We start from the raw sequence: 20,332 nt of genomic DNA on the forward strand, positions 1-20,332 counted from the left end.
AACTGATAAAATAGGGTAGTAGATTTTTAAAGATGAAATGAGTGAACACATATGTGGAAACATTGGAAAAAGAAATTAATCGATCTATTTTTCACGGAGGAAGTTGATGAAACCGATAAAACGCCTGAAGAAAATAGGATGCCAATAAAACATAATAAACGTACCGATCAAGAAATACATACCAAGGTGATGCATAAGTATCCAAATAAACAATCATTTCGTTTTCCGGTTATCCCTGATCAGTCGAACAAGAGCAAAGAGGTTGAGAAACCTGCCTTTGCCCGAAAACGAATGGAAAACAAGCAACCCGTTGAAGAGAAGAAAGATAATAAAACAGAAAATAAACGAATCATAAAGCCGGAACACAAAAAGCCTTTTCATCCAACAGAAGTCCCTTCACCAATCTATGGGTATCATAAGCGGGAAAGTGAGAAGGAAAAAGAGATGGAAGATGTTCCTGCTTTTGTACGAAAACAAGCGATAGAAGAAAGTGAAATGGATGTTATTGAGGATTCAATTCTTGTACAAGATGAAGGTAGAAGGAAGAATAATCCTATTAACGTTCCTGCTCATACAGAAAGTACGATTACTTTTAACGAAAACAATCGATCAGAAATAGAAAGTGAGGATACGAGTGAAGAACTTCCAAAACCTGCTTCTTTCATAGGGAAAAATGACACATATCAAAAGCCAGTTCAACAGGAGGAAGTTGTACCAAAAGATAGCCTAAATCAAAGTGAAACGTCAAACCACGATGAAACGACTGAAGATCCCATGCCAAAACAATTGGATGAGGAGAAGACCTTGGAGAATCAACCGAAACCAAAACAAAACACGGACAAACACCCTAAGCACACACGATCTAGAAGGACAGAAACAAATGAAACTAAACAAGGTAGTGTTCCGTTTAATGTGATGATGAGTGCGAATGACAAGCAAAAATGGAAACAACGAAGGCAAAGGGCAAATAATCATCATTCAGTCCGAACAAATAGTTCAATTCCTTATCACTTGCTAAACGATCCGGAACCAAAAAGTACACAGGATGAATTGTGGGTCTTAAATCAACAAGAGCTTCTGGAGCAAACGCTGAAACATTTTCATGTGAATGCCAAAGTTGTTAATGCGACACAAGGCCCTTCTGTAACTAGGTTTGAAGTACATCCTGAGATGGGTGTGAAGGTTAGTAAAGTGAAAAATTTAAGTGATGATTTGAAATTGAATATGGCAGCAAAAGATATCAGAATAGAAGCGCCGATACCAGGAAAAAACACAATTGGCATCGAAATTCCGAATCAAACCGCGCAAATGGTTGGTCTGCAAGAAATTTTCGCAACGGACGAATTTAAGAATAATAGTTCACCGTTGGCAATAGCATTAGGATTGACGATCGAGGGTTCACCACTAATCACGAATATTAAAAAAATGCCGCACGGTTTAATTGCTGGTGCAACCGGATCTGGTAAAAGTGTGTGCATTAATACAATATTAGTTAGTCTTCTATATAAGGCGAATCATGAAGATGTTAAATTTCTATTGATTGATCCTAAAATGGTAGAACTTGCACCATTTAATGCAATACCACATCTTGTTGCGCCTGTAATAACGGATGTGAAGGCTGCAACACAAGCACTAAAATGGGCTGTTAGTGAAATGGAGGAACGGTATGAAAAGTTTGTCCATGAGGGTGTCAGGGATATTGAGCGTTACAATCAAAAAATGAAGCAGCAAAATCGAACGGATGAAAAAATGCCATTTCTCGTAATTGTCATTGATGAATTGGCTGATTTGATGATGGTCTCACCTCAAGATGTGGAGGATGCCATTTGTCGTATTGCCCAGAAAGCAAGGGCATGCGGAATTCATTTATTGCTTGCTACACAACGCCCGTCAGTAGATGTTATTACTGGTTTGATCAAGGCTAACATCCCAACAAGAATTGCATTTAGCGTGTCCTCACAAGTAGACTCAAGAACAATTATTGATACGAGTGGAGCCGAAAAGTTATTAGGAAAAGGTGATATGCTGTTTGTTGAAAATGGTGCTGGAAAAAGTGTTCGTCTGCAGGGTGCATTTGTTTCCGATGACGAAATTGAACGGGTTACGAAATATGCTAGATCGATTGCACCAGCAAATTATTTGTTTGAACAGGAACAATTGCTAGAACAAATAGCGGTCGATGATGAGGAAGATGATTTACTTGAACAAGCAATCCAATTTGTTGTACAACAAAACAGCGCCAGCACGTCTTTATTACAACGCCATTTCAAAATTGGATATAATCGTGCCGCGCGCCTAATGGATACAATGGAGTTAAAGGGAATAATCGCTCAACAAAACGGTAGTAAACCGAGAGAAGTACTTATTTCTAATGCACAGCTTGAAAAGGCACAGGAATAATTATTTTTGCTATAATCCTTGTAGAATTATATGACTTTTTATATGATAAGATATAAGCGCATTCTGGGGAATTCTTATATGTTTACTAACTTATGTTATATACGCTTCATATAAAAAGAGTAAAGGTAATTTTATCATACAAGGGGAAACGAATCGATGAAGGAAATCACGCAAAAATTAAATGGAAAGATAAAGCGTTTAACAAATAAAACATTTAAATTTGATGAACGAATCAAAGAAGGATGGTTTTCAGCTGTATATTTTTTAAAAACAAAGGAAATGGCTGAGCGAAAACTCCCAAACAACCATGTAACAATGCAGTTCTTTCAAAAAGAAAATGCTGTATTATGCGGAACTGACGAAGCAATTGCATTATTACATACGTTTGCGGAGGAACCAGATAAACTAGAAATTAATTCATTGAAAGATGGAGACAAGATCAGTCCGTATGAAACAGTGTTGACCGTCTCAGGGCCATACCAGCACTTTGGATTCCTCGAAGGTATTATCGATGGAATCTTGGCAAGAAGAACATCAGTAGCCACAAATGTATATAATGTTGTAAAAGCAGCACGATCATCTGGTAAACAAAAACCGATTATTTTTATGGGGGACCGCGACGATCATTTCACACAACAAGCGGGTGATGGATATGCAGCCTTTATTGGCGGTTCCACAGCACAGGCTACTCATGCAATGAATGAATGGTGGGGAAAAGAAGGTATGGGAACGATGCCACATGCAATGATTCAAATGTTTCGAGGTGATGTAGTTGCAGCATCAAGAGCCTATCATGAAATGTATCCGGACGATGAGCTTGTTACACTTGTCGATTACAACAATGATGTTATTACTGACGCGCTTAAGGTCGCACGGGCATTTGGCGAAGATTTAAAAGGTGTTCGAGTTGATACATCACGCACACTTGTCGATAAATATTTTCTCAGAAATCATCATCTAATGGGTACCTTTGATCCACGTGGTGTAAGTCCAGAACTTATTTTTGCGTTAAGGAAAGCATTAGATGACGAGGGACACTCTCATGTGAATATTGTTGTCAGTGGAGGATTCACCGAAAAACGGATTGAGTATTTTGAAAAATTGGGAGTACCAGTTGATATGTACGGTGTGGGTGGTAGTTTATTACGAATTAAAATCGGATTTACGGGGGATAATGTATTGCTTAATGGTACGCAAGAGGCAAAAGAAGGAAGACGTTATCGGCCGAATCCACGACTTGAACCAGTAGAATATTGTAAACAAGAAATTTAGGGTATGATAAACTTGAGTAAAAATGGTCGCGCCAAAATTAATTATTTTACTCCTAACCGAGATTTGCTATAATTATGTAATAGCTGCCTGAGAAACAAATGGATGGCTAATCCTTTTTACACATATATTTGGAGGTTCTTTTTTATGACAACTTACCATTTTATTGGTATTAAGGGAACAGGGATGAGCGCACTTGCCCATATACTTTATGATTCAGGGGAAAAAGTGCAAGGATCTGATGTGGAAAAGCGCTTTTTTACGCAAGAAGCATTGGAACAAAAAGACATTCCCATACTCCCTTTCTCAGAAGATAACATCAAAGATGAATACACGATTATTGCCGGAAACGCTTTTTCCGATGATCACATTGAAATTCAAGCGGCAAAGAAAAATGGGAATACTTTTTACCGGTATCATGAATTTTTAGGAGAATGGCTGAAGCAATACACGAGTATCGCAGTTACTGGTGCTCATGGGAAAACATCAACAACGGGATTGCTTGCCCACGTATTAAATGAAACGTATCCAATCTCATATTTAATCGGGGATGGTACAGGTAAAGGACATGTCGATAGTAAGTATTTTGTATTTGAGGCATGTGAATATCGTAGGCATTTTCTGCAATACGAACCAAATTATGCAATTATGACAAACATTGATTTTGACCATCCAGATTACTTTACAAGCATTGATGATGTGTTTGATGCATTCCAATCAATGGCAGATCGTGTGAAAAAAGGAATTATCGCTTGCGGTGACGATGAGAAATTACAACAAATCCAAGCGAAAGTTCCAGTCGTATATTACGGGTTTGCGGATACGAATGATTTTCAAGCTCAACATGTTAATGAAACGGAAAATGGTACTGAATTCGATGTGTTTGTAAGAAATACGTTCTACGATACATTTACGATACCTGTTTATGGAGACCATAATATTTTAAATGCTCTATCCGTTATTGCCATCTGTCATTATGAAGGGATGCGCGCTGAAGACATAAAAAAAATCAGCACATTTCAAGGTGTGAAGCGTCGATTTACTGAGAAAAAAGCTGGTAATCAAATTTTAATTGACGATTACGCACACCATCCAAAGGAAATTACAGCAACAATTGATTCAGCGAGAAAGAAATATCCCGATAAATCAATTGTCGCTATTTTTCAGCCACATACATTTACACGAACAAAGACATTTTTGCAAGAGTTTGCTGACAGTCTGAATTTAGCTGATAAAGTATTTTTATGTGACATCTTTGGTTCAGCGCGAGAAGAAAGTGGAAAACTTACGATTCATGATTTGCAAAGGCTAGTTGATGATAGTGCAATATTAGATCTATCCCATACAGAAACATTGCTTGCTCATTCAGATAGTGTGTTAATCTTTATGGGGGCAGGGGACATTCAGAAATTTCAACAAGCCTATGAGGAACAAATAACAAAGTATAATAATACTAAATTAAAAAACGCGTAACTTAGAAGAGTCTGTAGTTTAAGTGCGTGTTCAAAAAAGGAGGATAAAAAGGACCGCGTCGACTAAAACCGCTGGCGTCCTGGGTCTGCGATTTCTCGACCCACCGGAAACATTTGCCACAACGCCGACATTAGCACGTCCTCGAAAAAGAAATACACTTTTTCTTCGTGCGATGTATCGCTGTCGTAGCCTTCCTTGTCCTGTGCGTCGAAAGTTCAAGGCGGCGTAGCTTTGAGTGCCGGAACGTATGCTATTAATACGTGAGGAAGAAATTCGATGTGTCATTTTTACCGGACTTTTTGAACAACCTCTTAAAGGGCTCTTTTTTTAGTCAATGTGTATACAAGCGTAGCAGTTACATAAAATTTTTAAAAATGGACAAGGAAATACACACATATTTGTCGAATTTATTGGAATAAACCTGTATAGTAGAAGTGATCCCTGTTTTTAACGTTTCATTTACGTGGATTAGGGTATTTAGTAAATGTTGGTTACGAAGTTTGAAAATTTGTCTATGACTACGAATCAACTTTACTGTTTATAATAAAATACATATATTTAGAAGGAGCTGAGTATGGAGATGGAATACTTATTAGCCATTGCCGCGTTTATTGCTGCTGTAGCTTTTGCTGTATTGGTAGCATATGTGGCAGTAACTTTAGTGGCAGCCCGACGTACTTTGAATAACGTTGCAGATACGTTGGAGGGCATGGAAAAACAAATGCAAGGACTGACAAAAGAAACAACAGAGTTATTAAATAAAACGAACAAGTTGGCTGAGGATGTAACTCAAAAATCTTCTAAACTTAATGGACTATTTGATGGTGTAAAAGGAATAGGCGAAACCGTCAAAGACTTTAATCAATCATTAAGACAAGTCTCAACTAGTATTAGTCATTCTGCTTCACAAAATCAGGACAAGGCATCACAGGCGGTAAAGTGGGGTTCGGCTATGATGGATTTATGGAAAAAGAATAAAAATAAATCATGATTTTGGAGGAGGAATTGAGATGGGAGACCAACAAGATCAAAGCATTAACAGCAAAGATTTTATGATTGGAACATTAATCGGCGGTATTGTTGGTGCGTCAGTTGCACTATTATACGCACCTAAAGCCGGTAAAGATTTGCGAGGAGAAATTAATGTAGGTGCTTCTCAATTAAGAGACCGGGCAAGTGATTGGAAAGAAATTGCTTATGAAAAAGGGTCAACGTATAAAAATAAAGCCGTAGATTCCGCTTCACAATTAACAAAAAATGTATCTGAAAAGACCCAAGGATTAACAAAAAAAGTACAAAACAAGTTTCAAGACCAAAGAACGAAAGAGGAAGAAGCATTAGAAGCAGTAGAAGAGGTTGCTGAAGCGATTGAAGAAGCTGCTGGCGAATTAGAAAAGAAATAATTTTATATTATGAAGATAAAGGCTCAATCAATGATAATTCATTTGATTGAGCCTTTTCGTGATATTAAGAGGTTTTCCAATCAATTGCTAGGTCATCTCCATGTTTAATCGTTTCATGGAATGTTGTTGGCTGCTGGTTTTTGTATAGTTTAAAACCTCCTGTTGCCAGTGATAAATCAATATCAACATACCGAAAAACATCTTGGAAAATATAAGGTGTAATGTCTTGTTGTGTGATTTCCAGTTTGTCACCCAGCTTAAGAGACGAATCTTTGGTTAGCTCTTGTTGATTTTTGTAAACATGGGTGAGTTGCTGCTCTAATACGATTGGTTGATCATTAAATGTTATTTTAATGGAATCTCTATCAGGCAGGTCAAGTTGCTCAAGTAAGCTTTCAATCGTTGGTGTATGTGTTGCCTGCATCAATAGCTTATCTCCATCTTTTAAGACTTGATTTAAATTAGCCTGTTTATGGTTTACAAATAGCTGTGTTTCATTGCTTTTCATCATTACTTTCTGACCGTTCACAAATACATAAAATGGACTAATAGCATAACGCTCTTCAGAACGTAACGTTTCAATAAAATCTTGAACCGTTCGTGGTTGATGTAATACAACTTGATCTTTGTCATTTAAGATATAGTCTTTTTCTTTTCGTTCTTTATTGACGTAAAAAGTTGTTTTTAATGGATATGCTACACTATTATAATATATGGTTAATGCCGAAGTTTCTCCTATTAGTTCTGCTAACGAAACGTGTGGATTTTTCCCATCTTGCCCTTTTTTGATTGTTATTTTATCTCCATTTGCAACATAGCTATCAACACTTGAGGGACTGTCATTTAACTGGATTAACGGGGCATTTCCATATTCACCAGGCAGTGTGATTTCCTTGCCATTTACAGTAACAATGGATGCGATACCAGGCTTGCCATACCATTTATTTATTTCAATACCAGCTTGGATAAAACAATCGCCAACCGTTAATTGTTTCATTTCAAACATGCGAATGGTCCTGTTGTTAACGTCTACACTAACATAATGGACTGGGTTTTGCTTAGCAGCAATTGCGATACCAATGGGGGTTACATAATCTGGCCCAAGAGGTAGATTATCTGCTTTTGTTATGTTAGGGATTGCATCAATTCCCCTTACAGCAACTCGATTCGCTGGCAATTGTAATTTAGTTGCCAATGCTTGTGTTATTCCTGGTGTTAGGCTTCCACCACCTACAAGCATGACAGCTTTTGGCGATTTTGAATTTAATTGAATTATTTTTTCTGTAATACCATTTGCTAGTTTTTCTACTCCTGAGGCAATATCGTTTACTAATGTGTCATAGGTGATTTGTGTATCAAATCCTAATATATCTTCAACGGTATCTTCCCCGTTGTTTACGATTGAACGCTTTGTCTGTTCTGCCTTAGGAAAGTCTAATAGATATGTATCACTAATTGCCTCTGTTATTTCATCACCGGCAATTGGAACCATTCCATAGGCGACAATTGTACTTTTGTCGGTTATGGCAATATCGCTTGTACCTGCACCAATGTCAACTAATGCTACATTAAGTCGCCGCATTGATTCTGGTATAAGCACATGAATTGCCGCAATAGGTTCCAATGTCAAAGCTTCCATTTCCAGATCTGCTCGAACTAATGCGGCCAAAAGTGATTCAACCACGACTTTTGGTAAAAAGGTTGCAATAATTTCAACTGTTGCTTGCTGACCATTTTGATCAATCAGTGAGCCAATTGTTTCTCCATCAAGTACATAATGAAGCACGGAATAACCAACACAATAATAGTTTATAGAATCAGTGTTATTTTCATGTGATGCCAAGTTTATTTGTGCGGCTTGCACAGCACTTAGTTCTAAATGTTTGATCGTATCCATTTCAACAATTGGTTGTTGATTTAAATCTATTTGTGCTGTCGCCTGAACTGTTTTGAGTGCTCTGCCGGCAGCAGCGACACAAACCGATGTTAATTCACCATGTGTTAGCTCTAACGCTTCTTTTACGTCTTTAATTACTTCTGCTACCGCAACAACATTATGTATTTGACCATCACGCATGGATCGATGCATATGTTCTTTGGTATAATAATCAATAAGGGTAAATCTTTCATTTTGTTTTTCTAGTATAATTCCGGTTACTGATCGCGTGCCAATATCGAGTGCCAATATCGAGTGCAAAAATGCGTTCTTCCATAATAAAAAATCCCTTTCAAGAAAGAATATAGTTATTATTATAAACTTTTTAATGACAAAGAAAAAATTTTTAGCTATAATGGTCTCTAATTATTAAATTTTCAACACTCTACCACACTAAATTTAGGGGGCGACAGACGATATGAATGAAATGGAACAATTACGTATTCAGATGGACAATGTAAACCTTAAGTTGTTAGAACTTATTAATCAGCGTGCAGAACTAGTGCAGCAAATTGGTGATATAAAGAATAAGCAGAGCATGAAACGATTTGATCCGGTACGTGAGCGGGATATGCTGAACCATCTTGTCGATCATAATGAAGGCCCATTTGAAAATTCTACAGTAGAGCATATTTTTAAGGAGATTTTTAAGGCAAGTCTGGAATTACAAGAGGATGATCATCGTAAGGCATTGCTCGTTTCAAGAAAAAAGAAACCGGATGATACCGTGATCGATATTAAAGGGGAGAAGATTGGTGATGGGCAAAGCCATTTTGTTTTCGGTCCTTGTGCCGTGGAAAGTTATGAGCAAGTTGCACATGTAGCTGAAGCGGTAAAAAAACGAGGGGTTAAATTATTGCGTGGTGGTGCTTTTAAACCGCGAACGTCCCCATACGATTTCCAAGGACTAGGTATTGAAGGATTGCAGATTTTAAAACGGGTGGCGGACGAATATGATTTAGCTGTTGTAAGTGAAATCGTTAATCCTGCACATATCGAAGCGGCTGTTGATTATGTTGATGTTATTCAAATCGGTGCTCGTAATATGCAAAACTTTGAATTATTAAAGGCTGCCGGTGATGTCGATAAACCGGTATTATTGAAACGTGGTATGTCAGCAACGATATCTGAATTTATTAATGCCGCAGAATATATTATTTCTCGTGGTAATGGAAATATTATCCTTTGTGAACGTGGAATACGAACGTATGAGAAGGCTACACGAAATACTCTTGACATTTCGGCGGTGCCAATTTTGAAACAAGAAACACACTTGCCTGTTATGGTAGATGTGACACACTCAACAGGTCGCAGGGATCTGTTACTGCCGACAGCAAAAGCTGCTTTGGCTATTGGAGCGGACGGGGTAATGGCAGAAGTACACCCTGATCCTGCTGTAGCACTATCAGATTCGGCGCAACAGATGGATATACCGATGTTTGAAACGTTTATGAATGAGTTGGAAAAATATAAAACAACTTCGACCCATGCCTAGTAATTTGAGGCTGATCATATCTTTGATCAGCCTTTTTATTTTTTAAACCATCATTTTGTGGTAGAGTATGATATATATAACATGTGAGCGTATCACGTTTAATCTTAGGAGGAAATGAACAAATGAACATAACAATATACGATGTGGCAAGAGAAGCGAATGTTTCCATGGCAACCGTATCACGAGTTGTCAATGGAAATCCAAATGTAAAACCAGTAACACGAAAAAAAGTATTGGCAACAATTGAACGGTTAGGGTATCGTCCGAACGCTGTTGCTCGTGGGCTGGCAAGCAAGAAAACAACGACAGTGGGAGCAATAATTCCGGATATATCAAGTATTTTCTTTGCTGAATTGGCTAGAGGAATTGAAGACATTGCAACCATGTATAAGTACAACATCATTTTAAGCAATTCTGACCAAAACAAAGATAAGGAATTGCAGTTGATTAATACAATGCTTGAAAAACAGGTTGATGGTATTTTGTTTATGGGTGGTAATATTACGGAAGAACATGTCAATCAATTTAAAACGTCATCTGTTCCGGTTGTCTTAGCAGCAACATATGACGAAACGGAGACAATACCATCTGTAAATATTGATTATGAAGTTGCTGCTTTTGAAGCAACAAAGTTTTTAATTGAGCAAGGTAATACACACCCTGCTTTTGTTTCCGGTCAAGATGGTACAAACATTAATCAGCAAAAATATGAAGGCTTCAGAAGAGCGCTGAAGGAATCTGGAATTGAGTTCAATGAAAATTATATGGTGCAAGGTGATTATTCCTATGATTCAGGTTTAGAAGCTATAGAGCAGCTTTTGGCACTTTCTGAACAGCCAACCGCTATCTTTGTGGCTTCCGATGAAATGGCATTAGGTGTTATCCATGGTGCACAGGATAAGGGCTATCATGTACCAGAGGACCTTGAAGTTTTTGGCTTTGATAATACAAGACTTGCGACAATGGTACGTCCAACGTTATCAACTATCGTACAACCAATGTATGATATTGGAGCCGTTGCAATGCGATTATTGACAAAATATATGAACAAAGAAGAAGTAAACGAGAAAAAAGTTGTTTTACCACATCGAATTATCGAAAGAGGCTCAACAAAACAAAAATAATGCCGATATAAAGAGTAAGTAGAACTGACTTATTCATCTGGATTTGGGGAGATAGAGTATGAGAAAAAGAGATATATTAACTCCAATTGGCATTACGTTAGGGTTTATAATGATTATGCTCGCTATTTTGACAAAAGGCGGGAGTCAAGGAGCAATTACATTTCTTGATGTTTCTTCTATTTTCATTGTAATTGGTGGATTAATTGCCTCGTTAATGATCAATTTTAAAATGACACAAATGAAATTAGCGAGGAAAGTATTGAAAGAAGCATTTCGTCAAAATAATCAACAACTTCCAGAATTAATCAAGCTCTTTGTGCGATTATCGGAACGGGCAAGACGGGAAGGAATACTGGCATTGGAAAATGAACTTGATGAAGTAGATAATCCGTTTATTAAAAAAGGTGTATTGCTTGCCGTTGATGGGATTGAGCCAGAAGTTATTAATGATATTATGAATGCTGAAATTACTGCAATGGAAGAACGTCACTATAAAGGACGAGCAATCATCGAAAAAGCTGGTGAATATGCACCTGCTTGGGGAATGATCGGGACACTAGTCGGGTTAGTTTTAATGCTGAATAACCTGCAGGATCCGGCTACATTAGGACCTTCTATGGCTGTAGCATTACTTACAACGCTTTACGGAACAATACTTGCCAATTTAGTATTTATCCCAATGGCAAGTAAATTAGAAGGTAAAACAGAAGAAGAAGTTTTTATAAAACAAATTATTATCGAGGGAATTATTGGTGTTCAATCCGGACAAAATCCAAGGATCTTAGAAGAAAAGCTTAGTGCCTTTCTTCCTAGCGAATCTAAACAAATAGATGAACAACAAGATGAATCTGCGTTCATGGAGGAGAGCGTTCATGAAGCGTAGACAAATAAAGAAAAGCAGGAAGAATGGTGCACCGAAATGGATGGTAACTTATTCAGATATGGTTACCCTAATCCTTGTCTTTTTTATTCTACTATTCTCCATGTCACAGATTGATGCCGCTAAATTTGATGCTATTTCTGAGTCTTTTCGTAACCGGATGATTTTTGACTTTTACCCATCACCTGTACCAATGGAAAATCCAACTGAAAACACGAGTGATCAGGAAAGTGGTAAGAATTCGAATGAATTTGAGAATCCGACACAGTTAGAAAATAAAAATGATCGGGATGAAGAAGGTTCTCATAAAGAGGATTCGCTGAGCAACTTAATGAAAGATGTTGAGGAATATTTAGACAAAAATAAGCTGAATAATGTCGTATCAGCAAGCAGAACAGAACGTGGTGTTGTTCTGGTGTTGCAGGAGCGTATTCTATTTGATACCGGTGAAGCAGCCATTCTTGATTCTGGTAAGCCTTTTTTAAATAAAATCGGGACGCTATTAAAAAAGATTCCTAACCATGTTAAAGTAGAAGGACATACAGATAGTCGTCCTATTTCTAATTTCCGCTATCCATCGAATTGGGAATTATCTGGCGCTAGAGCAAGTAGTGTTATTCGATACTTAATTAAACAAAATGATTTCGATGAATCACGGTTTTCTTTTATAGGCTATGGCGATACAAGGCCAATTGCACCTAATGATTCCGAAAAAAATTGGAGCAAAAACAGACGCGTCGAAATTGTAATATTGGAAAACGATGCTACAGAGCAAACGGGAGATGACATGAATTAGTCATCTCCCGTTTGTATTTATCCATGGTTCTGTTGATTTCTCGTATATTTCATCGCGCTAAGTAGGAATTTAGCATTTTTTTCCGTGATTTCCGCTTTTCTTGGTATTTCCGGTACAATATTATTGCTGTCATGCCAGGCTTTTGGAAGTGTTACTGGTGCTTGCGATTGCCATTTGGATAGCCATGAAGTTGGAATGTTGCCTGTTTGTGGCTCACCTGTTTTCATGATATTCCAAATCTGTGCCCATGCTCGTGGGACAACACGCCAAATATCATAGCCACCACCGCCTAACGCAATCCATTTTCCACCACAGTACTCGTGGGCCAATTCATGTGCCAACATTGGTATTTTGTCATAAATAGCCATTGTCCCACAAAGATGTGTCAATGGATCATATACATGGGCATCCGCACCATTCTGTGTCACGATCACATCTGGTTTAAAGTAGTTGCAGATTTCTCTGAAAGCGGATTCATAGACTTGTAAAAAAGAGTCATCCTCTGTGAAGGCATCGATAGGTATGTTAAAGGTATATCCATGTCCTTCTTTTATGCCGCGTTCATTCACATTACCGGTGCCAGGGAAAAGATATCGTCCTGTTTCATGGATGGAGAGTGTGCAAACGTTTGGATCTTCATAAAATGCCCATTGTACACCATCTCCGTGATGTGCATCTGTATCAACGTATAAAACTTTTGCATCATATTTTTGTCGAATGTACTTCATTGCAACTGCACCGTCATTATAAATACAAAATCCAGATGCCTTTCGTTTGAATCCGTGATGAAGCCCACCACCTAAGTTAAGTGCATGAAGGGATCTGCCTTCTAGTACGGCATCAACAGCATTTAACGTGCCACCGACAAGGGAACTGGATGCCTCATGCATATTAATAAACATTGGTGTATCCTCGGTGCCAAGCCCAAATTCCAGACCTTCATCTTCGGTTAGTTTTCCAACACTGGCCTTTTTAACAGCTTGAATAAATGCTTTGTCATGAAACAGTGCCAGTTCCTGATCTGTTGCTTTTCGTGGCTTGATTATATCGTTTTGATTAAGTGTGTTCGCTTCTTCTAGTAGTTCTTTTGTTAATACCACTCGTTTTTGGTTAAAAGGATGATCCGAATGAAAGTGATAATTTAAATAAGCATCAGAAAAAACAAACGAGGACTCGCATGTCATGATTGTGTCCCCAGCTGATCGTTCGGCCATATCAGTTCATAACCAGCATCGCGCAAATCTTGAATTACTGGTAACGGATTCATGGTCTGAATACGAAAAACTAATATTTTATAGTTCGGATCATCCTTATAGGGATAGACAAGTACGGATGTTATGTTTGTTTTGCGTTTTCCAAATATTGCTGTCACTTCAGGTAATATTCCAGGTTTGTGTGGTGCCTTAACTTCGATATGTGAGCTTTGTACATTTGTTCCAGTTAATTGTATTAATGTATGGAGCATATCCTTTTCCGTAACAATGCCGATTAATTTGTTGTTACTAACAACAGGAAGACAAGCAAACTCCTCTTCATAAAAAATGCTAGCAATTTCTTCAACAAAATCAAGCGGGTGAACAGTTATAACTGGTTGACTCATAATCGTTTGAATTTCATTTTTTAACTCATGTGGGTGTGAGTTTTTACTAAAAATAGATGGACTAGCATCACGAACATCGCGATCAGAAACAATCCCTATTACTTGGTTTTTTGCACCGATAATTGGGATATGTCGGATGTGATGTTTTTGTAAAAGTTGCAATGCCTCGGCAATTGTTGCAGTTGGCGGTAATGTCTGAACATCCGTTTTCATTATTTTTTCTACAAGCATTACAATCCCTCCCTCATATTTCGATAATGGTGTCTTTGTAAAAATCGTAATGTATCAAATTGGTTAATTGAGTCATCTGGCACGTGCTTACCAATCCGCACCATTAGGCAGTTGGCGGGATGGGAAATAATCTCGGGATCGTCCGTTGGAGCAGGGGATAGACCGCCGGCAGCCATCATTTTTTCCATCACTTTACGATAGTCCCAGACACTTAGTTTTGTACCATTTAAATCCCAATGCCAGTAATACTCAGTTGATATTATAATATAATTTTCCATATAGTCATCCATCATGGAGACCTGTAATAAACCGGAGGCGATCTTTGCACTTCGATATTTCGGAATAACTTCGATAGCACCTAATTCAATAAGGTCGTCCATTTTAAATTCGGACCACCTCTCTAGTGGATCCGGATGTAAATATGTGACGTAACCGATAATAGTATCGTTTGTCCTGGCAACAATAAGTCGACCTTCCGGAAAGTCTGCAATCCCTAAAATAGCCTCAAACTGTTTAGGGGCAGGACGAAAAGCTGTTAAATCCTCATGAAAATGATAGTTTTTTAGTTCGGTTGATGATAATGGACCTTCAATGATAACGGGTCCATGCGTTGTGTCACGTGTTATAGTATGATAGGTTTTCGTATGGTTCATTTATTCACCACCTATTAGTTGATTAACAATACGATATAACTTCATTATACAGGATTATAATATAGATTTTTAGTAAAAGGCTGAAAACTTTGGGCGAAAATTTAACAAAAAAAGAAGGGGATCATCCCTTCTTTTGTTTAACTATCTTCTTCTTCGGAATTATCAGCAGTATCTTCTGAATTATCTGTGGTGCCTTCACCGTTTTCTTTACTAGCACCATCATCTGTGTTTTCCGTATTATCAGTACTTGCATCATTCTCCTTTGGCTCTTCGTTATTCTGTTTATCTTTGGTAGTTTCTTTGCTAGGATCAGAAACGTTTCCAACTTCAACTTCATTTGAAACAGCAGATTCTAAACCAAAATAATCAACTGCTTTGACAATATACACTGCACCGTTGTTTGGAACCGAATACCCAGTGGATGTTGTGCTCCCAACAAGTGAGAATGCTCCGCCAGATTTCGCTGCTTGATAGATCCGGTAACCAACGACATCGGCACTACTTGATTTTGCCCACGTTATTTTGTTTCCGGAATTTGAAACCGATGCTGGCGCTCCAGGTTGTTTGCCATCATTGTTAATTGTGCTGCCACTCACTCCTGAACTTGTTGTACTTATTTTCTCCCACAGATCCCGATTTGTGCGAGGGAATAAAACAGATAAATCACTATACCTATCATAACCATTTCGTTTTAAAAACGCAGGATTAAATGCGAGACCACTTCCAGTTGTAAACTCTTTTGGTGTTTTTGGACCGGCAGCTACTGTTTTTCCATTAACCTTCACTAAACTCCCACTACCTATAAGACTATCATCTGTTTTGGTAGGGACATATTTTGCGTTAAATAAATCAGATCTAATTAATCCTGCCTTTTGACACAAGTCTGATGGCAACATCCCGGAAATAGCACAGTAGCTGCGGGAAACAATGCCATCTGGACGTTTAAAGTTGTTCGCTGGCGCTATTAAATCAGGGTTAAGTTCAGTAGCTTTGTTAATAAGCTTTGCCCATAAGTTTATGTTGCGGTTACTATAGCTCAACGAACATCCACCACATCTGAGACTTTTTGGGGTATCGTATCCCATCCATGTACCAAATGTTACGTTCGGATTTGTGGCGACAAACCATGTATCCTTCCAGTCTTGGGATGTTCCGGTTTTACCAGCCCAGTCTACACCAGGATTTCGTAATTGGGAATTGAGATATCCTCCTGTACCACTACGAATAACGTCGCGCATCATGTCAAGAGTTAAATAATTGGTTTGTGGTGTAAAAACTTCAGCAGGTTCACTTTTATGTTCATAAATCACATCGCCATCTCTTGTCTCTATTTTATCGATCATATAGGCATCGACAAAATTACCATTATTACCAATGGTAGCAAACGCATTCACATTTTCCTCAACAGTCAATCCATATTTTGGCTGGCCAAGTGCTAAAGAACGGTTGTAATGATCCCCCTCTGTCAACGTAGTAATACCCATTTTTTCCAAATAGTGTGATACAGGGTCATTATTGATAATTCTACTATATACGTTAACTGCAGGGATGTTATAGGATTGTGCCAATGCTTGACGTGCAGACACAAGGCCATGATAACCACCAGCGTAGTTTCCAGGAGTATAGCCGCCAGCAAACGTCGTCTTATAATCTAAAATAGGTGTTCCTGGCTGAACTACACCTGCCTCCATTGCGGGTCCATATACAAGTATTGGCTTCATTGTACTACCATTGGGTCGTTCCGCATCTGTCGCATAGTTTAGTTGGCTATTATCAGAGTAACCACGTCCGCCAACAAAGCTAAGTATTTTTCCGGTTTTGTTTTCTATTAAAATACCACCTGTTTGGACAGGTTCCATTATTTCTTCCTTTTCACCTTTTTCATTTTCGATCGTTTCAGGACGGTCTGGGCCATACCCCTTATAGTTTTTTGCGATTTTCTGGAACGCATCATACGTTTCCTTATCGATTGTTGAGTGTATTTCATAGCCATTTTGTCGTAATTCACGATCTGCAAGAATTCTATATTCCTCTTTTAAATCCTTATCATTTTCTAAATCATCTAATGTGTATCCATCATCCTTAGCTAATTGTTTGGTAAGGATTTCTACTGCCCGTTTTTCTATTTCAAAAGTTAAATATGGGTATTTTTCGAGCGAAGAATCGGTAGCCTCCTTGAAATCTGCTGTGATATCGTATTTAAGTGCCTTGATGTATTCTTTTTTGGTAATGTATTCTTCGTCATACATCCGTTCTAAGACAGATTTCATTCGATTTATTCCAGGTTGTAAATCAGCTTTATCTTTTAATCCACCATTATTAAGAAATGGTGTATAATAGGAAGGGCTTTGAGGTAACCCCGCTAAATATGCTCCTTGTGGCAAATTTAGATCTTTCGCATCAACATCAAATATCCCCTTAGCGGCTGTCTGGATCCCAGCAATGTTTCGTCCGGATGCATCACGGCCATAAGGAATGATATTTAAGTAGGCTTCTAGAATTTGATCTTTCTCAAAGAATTGTTCTAATCGCAATGACAATAGTATTTCCTTTGCTTTTCGTTCAAAGGAGACTTCATTTGTCAATATTTGGTTTTTGATTAGTTGCTGTGTTAATGTACTGCCGCCCGTTTTCACATCAGCGTTTGTTGCTTCTTGAACAATGGCGCGAACGATTGCCTTGGGTACAATGCCCTTATGTTCTCTGAAACTTTCGTCCTCTGTTGCAATGACAGCGTGTATTAAATTATCAGATACATTTTTTAGGGCAACCTCTTCTCTATGTAAATCAGATCGAATATTTCCTATGTATTTATTTTCGGCAAAATACAGTTTCGACGTTTCTTCATAATTATAAATAGATTTTTCCATACTGGCGTAACTTCTGATTGGTTCATCTTTTACCAGGGAAGCAAAATAGCCTGCCCCCACACCACAGGCAAAGAAAAGACCAACTGCACCAACAATAATAAAAAATAGGATAATATTCCAGGAAACATCATAGGTAATACGGGAGGAACGCTGGATCTTCCCAGTTTCCCATATATTTTTAAACTTTCGGAAATATTTATGAAGCATTTGTTTAACGTTCAAGATAAAAACCTCCTAAAATTCCATACTATATTATAGCATAAGTGCGATTTCTGTAGTATAGGAAATGAAATTGATTTTAAGTTATTATGCAGCTTAAAGGATTTTACTGTTGCATTTTATGTGAATGTATGGTAAAAATTAATAATAATAATCTTATATAAAATTGGCTTTGAAGGATCGAAGTAGTTTTGCATTTCCCTGTTTAAGAGAGCCAGCGGTAGGTGAAAGCTGGTATATATTTGCAAACGAATTACAGTCTGGAGCTTTTTCTTTTCATGATAGACAAATCCTAACTGTTGTCTACCAAAGAAAACGGTGTGATCATCGTTATCAACCCCAGAGTGGCATATTTATGCAACAAGGGTGGTACCGCGAATAAAATCTCGTCCCTTTACCTTATGGGATGGGGTTTTTTATTTTGCCGTATGAAAGATTGAAATTTTATACGATTAAAGTATAAGTATAACACTTCGGTCCCCGGTTTAGACGAGGTAAATGCCGAGTTTTCTAACAAATTATCGATAATGGAGTGTGAAGTGAATGAACATTTTACAAGATCTCAAACATCGTGGATTGGTTCATCAAACAACTGATAATGATGGTTTGGAAAAATATTTACAAGATAATCAGGTTACATTGTATGCTGGTTTTGATCCAACTGCCGATAGCTTGCATATTGGTCATTTAGTTCCTGTATTAATGCTGAAACGATTTCAAAAAGCTGGACATAAACCAATCGCTTTGATTGGCGGTGGAACGGGAATGATTGGGGATCCGAGTGGTCGATCAACTGAACGTTCGTTAAATGATGCGGCTGTTGTCAAAGGATTTAGTGAGAAAATCAAACAGCAGTTAGCACACATACTTGATTTTGATCATGGGGAGAATGCTGCGGTTGCTCGCAATAATCATGATTGGTTAGCAAGCATGACGATTATCGACTTTTTGCGTGATGCCGGTAAGCATTTTGGGATTAATTACATGCTTGCAAAAGAATCGGTTTCAGCACGAATCGAGCAAGGTATTTCCTTTACCGAATTCAGTTATATGATTTTACAATCGCTTGATTTCCTCAAATTGTATGAACAAGAAAATTGTACATTGCAGATTGGTGGTAGTGATCAATGGGGCAATATTACTGCTGGGATGGAATTAATTCGCCGGACAAATGCGCAACCAGATGAGGAAATTAAAGTTTACGGATTGACAGTTCCACTTATTACCAAAGCAGACGGCACGAAATTCGGCAAAACTGCTGGCGGGGCTATTTGGTTGGATCCGGAAAAGACGACTCCATATGAATTTTACCAGTTCTGGATCAATACAGATGATCGCGATGTTATCAAGTTTTTGCATTACTTTACGTTTTTGGAACAAGACGAAATGGATCAATTGCAGGAAGAAGTAGAAAATCATCCGGAAAAACGGCTGGCACAAAAGCGATTGGCAGAGGAAGTTACCCGAATGGTTCATAGTCAAGAAGCGCTTGACCAGGCACAAAAAATATCTGCTTCGTTATTCAGTGGTGATGTCAAGCAATTGTCTGCAGATGATATTGAGCAAGGATTTAAAGACGTTCCAACATATGAACTAGGAAAAGAGGAAATTGGATTAATTGACTTGCTTGTGAATGCATCCATTTCTCCGTCCAAGCGCCAGGCTAGAGAAGACATCAAGAATGGTGCGATTTATATCAATGGTGAACGTAATCAGGATTTACAGTACACCATAACTTCCGATGACAGGATTGAGGATAAGTTTACGATTATTCGAAGAGGGAAGAAGAAGTACTTTTTAATTCGTTATGCATAAAAATAAAACGGGTATCCAGAGTAACGGGATACCCGTTTTATTTTACTTTAATATCAAACGATAGGTGAATTGACCATTATCATTTCGTAATGTTTGTTGCTTTTTAATTTCGCAGTTGATATAAATTGCGACATAACTGCTAGGCTCTTTTCTATAAGTACGTGCATA

At 38.0% G+C, this 20,332-nt stretch carries 15 protein-coding genes and 1 other annotated feature; of the genes, 10 read left to right on the forward strand and 5 right to left on the reverse strand.

The annotated features are described in order from the left end of the window. The first annotated feature begins 51 nt into the window (after window positions 1-51). The 5 genes from ACW2QC_RS18580 to ACW2QC_RS18600 all read left to right on the forward strand — a co-directional run bounded on the left by ACW2QC_RS18580 (window position 52) and on the right by ACW2QC_RS18600 (window position 6,545). A complete protein-coding gene (locus ACW2QC_RS18580; RefSeq protein ID WP_457545435.1) occupies window positions 52-2,400 on the forward strand; it encodes a DNA translocase FtsK in 2,349 nt (782 codons plus the stop codon). A gap of 156 nt (window positions 2,401-2,556) precedes the next feature. Beyond that, on the forward strand, window positions 2,557-3,672 hold the full coding sequence (locus ACW2QC_RS18585; protein ID WP_457545436.1) for a nicotinate phosphoribosyltransferase: 1,116 nt from the start codon (window positions 2,557-2,559) through the stop codon (window positions 3,670-3,672). Between the two features lie 144 nt (window positions 3,673-3,816). Next, window positions 3,817-5,142 (forward strand): UDP-N-acetylmuramate--L-alanine ligase, encoded by a 1,326-nt coding sequence (murC, locus tag ACW2QC_RS18590; protein WP_457545437.1) that lies wholly within the window; start codon window positions 3,817-3,819, stop codon window positions 5,140-5,142. Between the two features lie 580 nt (window positions 5,143-5,722). After that, window positions 5,723-6,133, forward strand: a complete 411-nt coding sequence (locus ACW2QC_RS18595) for a DUF948 domain-containing protein (protein ID WP_457545450.1) — start codon at window positions 5,723-5,725, stop codon at window positions 6,131-6,133. Window positions 6,134-6,152: 19 nt separating this feature from the next. After that, a complete protein-coding gene (locus ACW2QC_RS18600) occupies window positions 6,153-6,545 on the forward strand; it encodes a YtxH domain-containing protein (RefSeq protein WP_457545438.1) in 393 nt (130 codons plus the stop codon). 64 nt (window positions 6,546-6,609) lie between these two features. Here ACW2QC_RS18600 and ACW2QC_RS18605 read toward each other — a convergent pair whose 3' ends face one another. Further along, entirely contained in the window at window positions 6,610-8,742 is a 2,133-nt protein-coding gene (locus ACW2QC_RS18605; RefSeq protein WP_457545439.1) for a cell division protein FtsA, read from the reverse strand. Between the two features lie 157 nt (window positions 8,743-8,899). On the opposite strand from ACW2QC_RS18605, the gene ACW2QC_RS18610 reads away from it, so the two are divergent. The 4 genes from ACW2QC_RS18610 to motS all read left to right on the forward strand — a co-directional run bounded on the left by ACW2QC_RS18610 (window position 8,900) and on the right by motS (window position 12,776). Beyond that, on the forward strand, window positions 8,900-9,976 hold the full coding sequence (locus ACW2QC_RS18610) for a bifunctional 3-deoxy-7-phosphoheptulonate synthase/chorismate mutase (protein WP_457545440.1): 1,077 nt from the start codon (window positions 8,900-8,902) through the stop codon (window positions 9,974-9,976). Window positions 9,977-10,098: 122 nt separating this feature from the next. Continuing rightward, window positions 10,099-11,100: a catabolite control protein A gene (gene ccpA / locus ACW2QC_RS18615; protein WP_457545441.1), complete on the forward strand. Its 1,002-nt coding sequence runs from the start codon at window positions 10,099-10,101 to the stop codon at window positions 11,098-11,100. Window positions 11,101-11,158: 58 nt separating this feature from the next. After that, window positions 11,159-11,983: a flagellar motor protein MotP gene (gene motP / locus ACW2QC_RS18620; RefSeq protein ID WP_457545442.1), complete on the forward strand. Its 825-nt coding sequence runs from the start codon at window positions 11,159-11,161 to the stop codon at window positions 11,981-11,983. Next, window positions 11,973-12,776, forward strand: coding sequence for a flagellar motor protein MotS (gene motS, locus ACW2QC_RS18625; protein ID WP_457545443.1), 804 nt, complete (start codon window positions 11,973-11,975; stop codon window positions 12,774-12,776). The genes motP and motS overlap by 11 nt, the downstream gene beginning before the upstream one ends. A 17-nt stretch (window positions 12,777-12,793) precedes the next feature. Here motS and ACW2QC_RS18630 read toward each other — a convergent pair whose 3' ends face one another. From ACW2QC_RS18630 to ACW2QC_RS18645, 4 genes are all read right to left on the reverse strand, one after another. Continuing rightward, window positions 12,794-13,960, reverse strand: coding sequence for an acetoin utilization protein AcuC (locus tag ACW2QC_RS18630; protein ID WP_457545444.1), 1,167 nt, complete (start codon window positions 13,958-13,960; stop codon window positions 12,794-12,796). Further along, entirely contained in the window at window positions 13,957-14,607 is a 651-nt protein-coding gene (locus ACW2QC_RS18635) for an acetoin utilization AcuB family protein (RefSeq protein WP_457545445.1), read from the reverse strand. The genes ACW2QC_RS18630 and ACW2QC_RS18635 overlap by 4 nt, the downstream gene beginning before the upstream one ends. Beyond that, window positions 14,607-15,260, reverse strand: a complete 654-nt coding sequence (locus tag ACW2QC_RS18640; protein ID WP_457545446.1) for a GNAT family N-acetyltransferase — start codon at window positions 15,258-15,260, stop codon at window positions 14,607-14,609. Before ACW2QC_RS18640 ends, ACW2QC_RS18635 begins: the two co-directional genes overlap by 1 nt. A 137-nt stretch (window positions 15,261-15,397) precedes the next feature. After that, window positions 15,398-18,352, reverse strand: coding sequence for a transglycosylase domain-containing protein (locus tag ACW2QC_RS18645; RefSeq protein ID WP_457545447.1), 2,955 nt, complete (start codon window positions 18,350-18,352; stop codon window positions 15,398-15,400). Between the two features lie 160 nt (window positions 18,353-18,512). Beyond that, window positions 18,513-18,746, forward strand: a binding site (T-box leader). 146 nt (window positions 18,747-18,892) lie between these two features. Between ACW2QC_RS18645 and tyrS the strand changes: the two genes are divergently transcribed. Beyond that, on the forward strand, window positions 18,893-20,164 hold the full coding sequence (gene tyrS, locus ACW2QC_RS18650; RefSeq protein ID WP_457545448.1) for a tyrosine--tRNA ligase: 1,272 nt from the start codon (window positions 18,893-18,895) through the stop codon (window positions 20,162-20,164). Window positions 20,165-20,332: the final 168 nt, after the last annotated feature.

The sequence above is a fragment of the Virgibacillus sp. FSP13 genome, assembly GCF_054048505.1.